The organism is Arenimonas malthae CC-JY-1 (genome assembly GCF_000747075.1).
GTDB classification, from domain to species: domain Bacteria; phylum Pseudomonadota; class Gammaproteobacteria; order Xanthomonadales; family Xanthomonadaceae; genus Arenimonas; species Arenimonas malthae.
Genome location: NZ_AVCH01000092.1, coordinates 1 through 1,806 on the forward strand (window position 1 = coordinate 1; position 1,806 = coordinate 1,806).

General features: G+C 76.0%; 2 protein-coding genes. One reads left to right on the forward strand and one right to left on the reverse strand.

All coding sequences use genetic code 11. From position 1 onward, the window contains the following. A partial coding sequence (locus N790_RS04885) for a [protein-PII] uridylyltransferase family protein (RefSeq protein WP_043801522.1) occupies positions 1 to 1,084 on the forward strand: 1,084 nt, incomplete at its 5' end. On the opposite strand, the gene N790_RS04890 is transcribed toward N790_RS04885, so the two are convergent. Beyond that, a partial coding sequence (locus N790_RS04890) for a mitochondrial fission ELM1 family protein (protein ID WP_043801523.1) occupies positions 1,081 to 1,806 on the reverse strand: 726 nt, incomplete at its 5' end. The genes N790_RS04885 and N790_RS04890 overlap by 4 nt on opposite strands.

Sequence of the window (1,806 nt, forward strand, 5' to 3'; positions counted from 1 at the left end):
CACCCGCGCCGCCGGCCCGGTGCCCGACGCCGAAGAAATCGCCGCGCTGGTGGACGAGGCCGTGCAGCGGCTGCCGCCCGACGACATCGAGGCCGGGCTCACCGCGCTCAACGAAGTGCGCCAGGCCATCGGCTTCCGGCTGGCGCTGGCCACCATGGGCCTGCGCGTGGCGCCGGTGGACGCCGCCGCGCGCCTGGCCGCGCTGGCCGAGGCCCTGCTGCGCGCGCTGCTGCGCCTGGCCGAAGACGACCTGGCGCGCCAGCACGGCCGCGTGCCCGGCGCGGGCCTGGCGGTGCTGGGTTACGGCAGCCTGGGCGGGCGCGAGCTGGGCTTCGGTTCCGACCTCGACCTGGTGTTCCTGCACGACGCCGCCGCCGACGCCAGCTCCGACGGCGCCCGCCCGCTCGACGCCGGCCGCTGGTTCGCGCGGCTGGCGCAGCGGCTGGTGAGCCTGCTGGGCGCGGTCACCGGCGCCGGCAAGCTCTATGACGTGGACGTGCGCCTGCGCCCGGACGGCGCCAAGGGCATGCTGGTGTCGAGCCTGGAGAGTTTCGCCGACTACCAGCGCCAACGCGCCTGGACCTGGGAGCGACAGGCGCTGGTGAGGGCGCGGCCGATCGCCGGCGCGCCGGCGGTGTTCGCGGCCTTCGAACGCATCCGCGCGGAAACCCTGCAGGCCCCGCGCGAACCGGCGGCGCTGCGCGAGGACGTGGTGGCGATGCGCCGGCGCATGCGTGCCGAACTCGACCGCAGCGGCCCGGGCCGCTTCGACCTCAAGCAGGGCGAGGGCGGCCTGGTGGACCTGGAGTTCCTGGTGCAGGCGCTGGTGCTCCAGCACGCCGGCGCGCACCCGTCGCTGTGCACGCCGCGCGACACGCCCGGCCTGCTGCGCGCCCTCGCGGACGCCGGCGCATTGCCGGCAGCCCACCTCGAACCGCTGCTCGCCGCGCACGCGCTGATGCTCGACCTGGGCCTCGACTGCACCCTCGACCAGCGCCCGCGCATCGTGCCGCCCGACGACACGCTCGACGCCGCCCGCGCCGCCGTCCGCAGCGCCTGCGCCGAGCGTGGTTTGGTTTTCTAGCCGCCGGCAAAAAGCCTTTCCCTCACGATCGCGGCGATTCGCGGCGTTTCGCGCAGGGGTTCGGCGGGCGCGTCGTGCGGGAGCTTGGACTGGGGCTGGATGCGGCCGCGGGCGAGCAGGGCGTCGAGGTAGCGGCGGACGCGGCCGGTGGCGCGGCCGGGTTCGGCCACGTACACGGGCGCGGCGGTGGCGCAGGCTTCGGACACCATGTTCACCGAGTCGGGCGACACCACGATGCGCTCGGCCCAGGCCAGCGCGCCTTCGTAAGGATTGGCGCCGTCTTCCGGGCCGAACCAGCGTTGGCCCGGCGTGTCGGCCCAGTAGCTGCGCGCCAGCGCCGCCAGCTTCGGCGGCGTGCGGCGCGAGCCCAGCACCAGCAGGCTGCCGCCGCCCATCGCCAGCCAGTGTTCGAGCTTCGAGGCCATCACTTCGAAGGCGCCGCGGTCGAAGCGGACCGCGGGCGTCGGCCCGCCCAGCAGCACCAGCGTGCGCGGCGAGGGCAGCCGGGCAAAGGCGGGGAAGGCGGCGCGCGCGCGCGCGAGCCAGGCGTCGTCCACGGGGTTGAGGCTGCCGCAGAGCGTGATGACGTTCGGGCCGGCCAGCCCGTCGTGTTCGGGCGCGACGACCAGGTCCCAGTGCGCGGTATCGATGCGCGGGTGCAGCACCTGCACCGCGCGGGCGCCGCGTTCGCGCAGCAGGCGCGTGGCCAGCGCGGCGCGGCG